This is a genomic window from Archangium sp. (genome assembly GCF_036389735.1).
In the GTDB taxonomy this organism is placed as follows: Bacteria; Myxococcota; Myxococcia; order Myxococcales; family Myxococcaceae; genus Archangium.
Window position 1 is genome coordinate 1 of sequence record NZ_DASVWK010000761.1, and the last position, 7,316, is coordinate 7,316.

The 7,316-nt window shown below is 69.0% G+C and carries 3 protein-coding genes and 1 pseudogene; 1 reads left to right on the plus strand and 3 read right to left on the minus strand.

Annotated elements, in window-relative coordinates; all coding sequences use genetic code 11:
* The 3 genes and pseudogenes from VF794_RS27045 to VF794_RS27055 all read right to left on the minus strand — a co-directional run.
* A pseudogene (locus tag VF794_RS27045) lies at positions 1-231 on the minus strand (3-ketoacyl-ACP synthase); the annotation flags it as partial.
* A gap of 227 nt (positions 232-458) precedes the next feature.
* Positions 459-3,425: a choice-of-anchor D domain-containing protein gene (locus tag VF794_RS27050; protein WP_331115275.1), complete on the minus strand. Its 2,967-nt coding sequence runs from the start codon at positions 3,423-3,425 to the stop codon at positions 459-461.
* A 270-nt stretch (positions 3,426-3,695) separates the two neighbouring features.
* Positions 3,696-4,595, minus strand: a complete 900-nt coding sequence (locus VF794_RS27055; RefSeq protein ID WP_331115277.1) for a DMT family transporter — start codon at positions 4,593-4,595, stop codon at positions 3,696-3,698.
* Positions 4,596-4,758: 163 nt separating this feature from the next.
* Between VF794_RS27055 and uvrA the strand changes: the two genes are divergently transcribed.
* A partial coding sequence (gene uvrA, locus VF794_RS27060; RefSeq protein WP_331115279.1) for an excinuclease ABC subunit UvrA occupies positions 4,759-7,316 on the plus strand: 2,558 nt, incomplete at its 3' end.

The following is a 7,316-nucleotide window of genomic DNA, read 5'->3' on the forward strand; positions in this document are numbered from 1 at the left end:
GACCTCGCACATGTCGGTGTTGGAAGCCGGGTAGACGGGGCGATCATTCTCGGGCGGCGCGATGGCCCGGCCCTGCGCGTCGATGTCCCACAGGTAGCGCCGCTCGCGGATGCCCGTCTTCTCGAGGATGCGCTCGGCGGACCAGCCTGGAAAGGCCGCGGCGAGGCGCGCGTTGCTGATGGCCCGGGAGGGCACGAAAGCGCCGGCGCCTATAACGCGCACAGTGTTCATGTTGAATGTCCGCTCAGAGGTGGGTTCACCTGGTGCACAAGGCACAACCCCGAGGTGACCGGAAGCCGTCACGCCACAGGAGCCTCTGAAATTATAGGGTCTTCGAGCGGATGGGAACTTCATCCCCGCGCGGGGAGCCCCCGGTTGCCGGACGCTGGCGGCGAATCGAAGTAGCGCTGCCGGTCGTAACCGTTGTTCCTGGAATAAAACAGTCAACTCCTACGGGTTCAGCAGTCCACGGGATAGGTCACCCGCACGTGGGAGCCTGGTGCCGGCACCGCGCCCTTCTGGAAGAGGATGGAGTGGGTGGCCCCGTCATAGGTCCACCCGGTCTTCACCTCGACGCCATCCACCCGAACCTCGATGCGCGAGGTGTCCAAGGGCCTCTCGGAGAGCGGGAAGCCGCGGGTGGAGGCGGAGATTCTCTCCGCGGTCCGCTTCAGTGAGTCGGCCCAGTGGGGCGTGCAGATGCTCTCCACCACGCCGCCCGTGGCCTCGGCGAGCTGGATGTAGCGGTTGCCGGAGCTGCTGGCCTTGGGGCAGGAGCCCAGGTCCTTGGGCCCGGCGATGGCGGAGAAGATGACCTTCGAGGCATCCCCGCCCTTCAACCCCAGGAGGAACGTCTCGTAGAAGGACACCGGCTGCGTGGAGAAGTCCTCCTCGTCCGTCACGGCGATGATGGCCAGCTTGGCGTCCTCGCGCAGGAAGCCGGCGTTGCCATCCGCCCCCTGCGGCGTGCGCGCGTCGTCCGAGTTGTAGACGAGCGGATCCGACAGGGCGCGGTGCATGGCATCCAGGCCCTGCTCGTTCCAGTGGCACACGCCCACGTTGGTGTTGCGCGCGAAGACGGACGCGGCCGCCGGCGTGGTGGGGGTGATGATGCGGGGCGAGGAGTTGTCCACGGGGAAGAGGCGCCCGTTCTCACCGCCCTCGGCCCCACCCGGGCACACCGCCCACCCACCCGAGGAACGCTCCAGGCCCGTGGTGGTGACGCCGATGTGGTAGTCCACGCCCGCGGAGGCCGCGTGGGTGAGGAAGGCCGTGAAGTTCTGCCCCAGGCTCTGCTGCTCGTCCATCATCGAGCCCGAGTTGTCCACCACGAACAGCACGTCCACCTTGGCCTGCGCCTGCTGGACGAACTCGTCCGTCTGTTCGTTCTTCAGCTCGCCCCGGCCCACCAGGCCCACCGTGTAGGGCGAGCCCGAGCCCAGGTCGAAGCGGAGCGCCGCCGCGTCCTCCCCGTCGTTGCGCGGCTCGTACGACACCTTGATGCGCGTCTGGCTGTGGGCGGGGAGCGTCGCCGGGAAGAAGAGCGGGCTGTCCAGCTTGAAGTCCCCCGCGTCGCCCTCGGTCGTCAGGCCCGCCACCATCGTGGGCCCGGGGCACTTGTTGTAGACGATGAGCTCGCGCTCACGCGGGCCGCAGGCGAGCCGGAGCAGGCCGAAGTCCAGGCTGGTGGGCTGCACGGAGAAGCAGCCGTTGGCGCCCAGACCGCGCAGGGGAACCATCATGTGGCCGTTGGACGGGTGGTTCACCCAGCCCTCCGCCATGCCGGTGAGTTCGCCCTCGGAGCCCGGCTTGAAGCGCACCAGCAGCAGGGCGCGCTGGCCCGGTTTGAGCACGGAGTTGCCCTTCTTCTCCGCGGAGAAGGACGCATCCGAGCCGTCGGCGACCTGCATCCCGGCCAGGTAGCACTCGGTGGCGCCGGTGTTGCGCACCGCCGCGGCGAGCGTCACCTCGGAGCCCACCGGCACGTTGCCGAAGTCCAACTCGGCCGGCTCCAGCTTGTACTGGCAGGGTGAGAACACCTTGCCCGTGCCCACCACCTTGAGCACCTCGGTGGAGGTGCTGCGCCCGATGAGCACCTTGGCGACGAGCTCCGCCTCGCCCTCCCCGCTCCCGGCGCGAGGCCTGAAGGTGAGGGGCACGGAGACCGACTGGCCCACCGGAATGGGCACGCTGGAAGCCGCCTGCGCCAGCAGGAAGTAGCCGCCCTTCTTCGTGGTGAGCTTCAGCTCGCTCAGCAGCACGTCGGTGCGGCAGCGGTTGAGGACCTGCACCTCCCGGGTGGCGCTCATGCCCTCGGCCACCACGCCGAAGTCGAGCGGCTGCGGCTGGAGCACCACGCACGAGGCGCCGCCCTCGCCCGAGAGCGCCACCTTGGGCCCCGGACCGCTGGTGCCCTCGGGCCGCACCTCGAGCGCCAGCCGCGCCTCGCGCACCGGGCCCGCGCTCTTGGGCGAGAAGGCCACCCGCACCTCGACCGTCGCACCCGGAGCGAGCACGTTGCCCGAGAGCACGGGGGCGCTCACCACGCGGTAGGCACCGCCCATGTCGTCGAGCAGTCGCGCCCCGCCGTACGTCATGGGCTCGGTGCCCTGGTTGCGCACGGTGATGCGCTCCTCGGCGGTGGCGCCGATCGGCACCCGGCCGAAGTCCACTCGCAGCGGCGTCACCTCCAGCCGCGAGGCGATGCCCGTGCCCGCCAGCGTCACCACGGTGGGCTCGCACGTGGCGCACACCACGGCCACCCGCGCCAGGGCCTGCGCCGCGCCCAGCCGATCCGGATGGAAGGACACCGGCACCCGGCGCTCCTCGCCCGGCTTGAGCACGAAGGGCACCCCGGCCTCGCTGGAGCCGAACTGATCCGCGTCCGAGCCGTCCAGGTCGATGCGCACCGGGCTGTCCACCCGCGAGGCGTTGCGCACGTGGAGCTCGCGCACCTCCACATTGCCCAGCTCCACGTTGCCGAAGTCCATGGCACGCGAGGCCACCTCCAACCAGGCCTTCACACCCTGGCCCGACATGCCCACCTGCGCCACGCCCTCCTTGCCCACGTTGTCGGCGTCGGTGAGCACCTCCAGCATGCCCTGCACCTTGCCCTCCACGTCCGCCGTGAAGCGCACCTCCACCTCGTGCTCTCCACCCGCCTTCAGCTCGAAGGCCTCGAAGGGCACCACCTCCATGTTGGGCAGGTTCGCCGTCGCCCCCTGCACCCGGAAGGGCGCGCGGCCCCGGTTGGACAGGCGGACCTTCATCGTCTTGGAAACGCCTACCGCCGAGAGGCCGAAGTCCAGCGTCTCAGGCGTTGCCGCCAGCCCCGAGCGGGCCTGGTGCGATGTCGGGCGATCGCATCCCACCCCGACCAGGGCCATCATGCACACGGCCACGCACACCCAGCGAAATCCAACCATCGCAGCCTCCACGAGGCTGGTGATCGCGAACCACCCGCGCACTCACCAGCCACACCTGGGGTGAGGGCTCTGCAACCCTGGGGCCCAAGGGGAAGCCAGACGCCCAGGGAAGGGACAAGCCGTGGATCTCCTGGGAAAAAGATTGGAACAGGCGAGAAGCAACCTGCCCACCGGATGCCCCCCGTTTGAAAAGATTGCCGGAGTGCCCGCCAGACAACGGGTAAAAACCGGCACCCGCACGGAGAGGAAGGGGAAGCCCGATCTTCCCGTTCAGGTGGAAGGCCGGGAGGCCGGTACGAGCAGGCGAGGAGCCAGGCCCGTTCCCCACAGCACGCCCCCCATGCAGACGAGCGAGCCCACCACCGAGAGGGGCTGCATGGGTTCACCCAGCAACAGCGCGCCCAACAGCCAGGAGAAGGCGGGGGTGAGCTGGGTGGTGATGCCGCCCACCGCCGTCGAGGTCACGTGGGCCATCGCGTAGGTGAAGATCATCTGCGCGGCCACCGAGGCCAGCCCCATGCCGAGCAGCGGCGCCAGCATGTCCCCGCTCACGGGCCGCCAGTCCTGAATGGCGAAGGGCAGGCCGAACAGCAGCCCGAAGACACAGAAGGACAGGAAGATGGAGGAGGCGTCGGTGTCGTGGCGCAGGGCGCGCAGGGCGATGACGGCCGCGCCGCTGAGGACGGCGGACAGCGCCCCGGCCCACGCACCCACTCCCAAGGTGAGGCCCACGCCGTCCTGCACCGTGCTCCAGATGACGAGCCCCGCGCCCACGGTGGTCGCGGCCAGCCCGGTGGCCAGGTACCCGTTCACCTGCTCCCCGAGGAGGAAGATGCCCAGGATGGCGGCACAGATGGGCCAGCAGGCGTTGAGCAGCGTGGCGGGCCCCACCGCGAGCCGGTCGATGGCCACGAAATAACAGTAGACGGAGCCACCTCCAAAGAGGCCTCGCAGGACCCACAGCCGGGGGCGCCCCATGCGCGGCCTCGTCCCGGTGAGGGGGTAGTACAGCGCGAGGAAGACGAGGCCGATGGCGAAGCGCGCGCACACCACCTGCCCCACCGACAGGCGGCCCGCCACCGAGCGCGCGCAGAAGGCCATCACCGCGAAGAGGAAACTGGAGATGACGAGCAGCGGCGAGCCGCGCAGGCGCTCGGGGATGGGGGGCATGTGCGCCGCACCCTATACCAATACCCGGCACCCGGCGCCCGCCCGCCTGCCCGCCTGCCGGTGGTGGGATTCGCCTTGAAAATCCATCCGTTCAGGACCATTCAAGCCCCGCGCGTCGCATCCCCCCCACCTGCGCGCCCTTTCAGTGGTAGATCGCGCCCCCATGTCCGAGCCCGACGTCATCTCCATCCGCGGAGCCAAGGAGCACAACCTCAAGAACATCTCCCTGGAGATTCCGAAGAAGAAGCTGGTGGTGTTCACCGGCGTCTCCGGTTCCGGGAAGAGTTCGCTGGCGTTCGACACCCTCTATGCCGAGGGCCAGCGCCGCTACGTGGAGAGCCTCTCCGCCTATGCCCGGCAGTTCCTCGGGCAGATGGAGAAGCCCAAGTACGACACCATCCGCGGCCTGTCGCCCACCATCTCCATCGAGCAGAAGGCGGCCAGCAACAACCCCCGCTCGACGGTGGGCACCGTCACCGAGGTGCACGACTACCTGCGCGTGCTCTACGCCTCCGTGGGCGTTCAGCACTGCCCCAACTGCGGCAAGCGCGTGGGCAAGCAGAGCGCCCAGCAGATCGTCGACACGCTGATGGGCTCGCCCTCGGGCACGAAGCTCCAGGTGCTCGCGCCGGTGGTCACCAACCGCAAGGGCGAGCACAAGGACATCCTCACCGAGGCGCAGAAGCGCGGCTTCTCGCGCGCGCGTATCGACGGGAAGCTCAAGAGCCTGGAGGAGCGCATCGAGCTGGACAAGAAGTCCAAGCACGACATCGCGCTCATCATCGACCGGTTGGTGATCAAGCCGGAGGTGAAGCAGCGGCTGACGGACTCGGTGGAGACGGCGCTGCGCGAGGGCAAGGGCATGCTCATCATCACCGATGAGACGGGCAACCCGGCGAGCGACCGCATCATGAGCGAGCTCAATGCCTGCCACGCGTGCGGCCTGTCCTTCGGCGAGCTCAGCCCCTCCTCGTTCTCCTTCAACAACCCGCTGGGCATGTGCCCGGACTGCAACGGCCTGGGCACCAAGGCGGAGATGGACCCGGACCGCATCGTTCCGGATCCCTCGCGCAGCCTGCGCGAGGGCGCGGTGGAGCCGTGGGCCAGCGGCATGAACAAGGGCGAGGGCTGGACGGCGGACTTCGTGGAGAGCCTCGCCAACGCCTTCGGCATCGACCTGGACGCGCCCTACGCGAAGCTGCCGGCCAAGGCGAAGAAGACCCTCATGTACGGCGCCGAGGGCAAGCGCTTCACCGTCCAGTGGGGCGATGGCGGCCGCTACGAGATGGAGTGGGAGGGGCTCGTCAACAAGCTGATGCGCGGCTTCAAGACGACCACCTCCGAGGCGATGCGCACCTACTACCAGAAGTTCTTCAGCGACAAGCCGTGCCCCACATGTGACGGGGCGCGCCTGAAGCCGGAGAGCCGGGCGGTGAAGGTGCACGGGCGCTCCCTCGTGGAGCTGAGCCACCACACCATCGGCGACGCGCTGCGCTGGCTCAACGGGATGGAGCTGACGGAGACGGAGCGGAAGATCGCCACCGAGCTGCTCAAGGAGATCCGCAGCCGCCTGGGCTTCCTCCAGGACGTGGGGCTCGCGTACCTGACGTTGGATCGCACCGCGTCCACGCTCTCGGGCGGCGAGAGCCAGCGCATCCGCCTGGCCTCGCAGATGGGCAGCGAGCTGACGGGCGTCATCTACATCCTCGACGAGCCCTCCATCGGGCTGCACCAGCGCGACAACGGCAAGCTGCTGGGCACGCTCAAGCGGCTGCGCGACCTGGGCAACTCCGTGGTGGTGGTGGAGCACGACGAGGAGACGATGGAGGAGGCGGACTGGCTCGTGGACTTCGGGCCGGGCGCGGGAGAGCTGGGGGGCCAGGTGGTGGCCGCGGGCACCCCGGCGCAGGTGATGGACAACGAGAAGAGCATCACCGGCGCGTACCTCTCCGGTCGCAAGGAGATCGAGGTCCCCGATCGGCGGCGTGCCCCCGGCAAGGCGAAGGTGTCCATCCAGGGCGCCAAGGAGAACAACCTCAAGGACGTGACGGTGGACATCCCCCTGGGGCTGTTCGTGGCCGTCACCGGCGTGTCCGGGGCGGGCAAGTCCACGCTCATCAATGAGATCCTCTACCCCGCCGCCGCGCGCGCCTTCTACGAGAGCCGCGAGGTGCCCGGAAAGCACAAGGCGATCACCGGGCTGGAGCACCTGGACAAGGTCATCGACATCGACCAGCGGCCCATTGGCCGGACACCGCGCAGCAACCCGGCCACATACACGAAGGTGTTCGACGCCATCCGCGAGGTGTTCGCGCTGACGCAGGAGGCGCGGGCGTTCGGGTACACGGCGGGGCGCTTCTCCTTCAACATCAAGGGCGGGCGCTGCGAGGCGTGCGAGGGCGATGGCGTGAAGCTGGTGGAGATGCACTTCCTGGCGGACGTGTACGTGCCGTGCGAGGTGTGCCACGGCAAGCGCTTCAACGACGCCACGCTGCGGGTGCTCTACAAGGGGAAGAACATCGCCGAGGTGCTCGAGATGAGCGTGCGCGAGGCGATGCTGCACTTCGGGGCGCACAAGGACATCATGCGCGTGCTCCAGACGCTGGAGGACGTGGGCCTGGGCTACATCCGGATGGGGCAGAGCTCCCCCACCCTCTCCGGCGGCGAGGCGCAGCGCATCAAACTGGCGCGCGAGCTGGCGCGGGTGGCCACCGGCCGCAC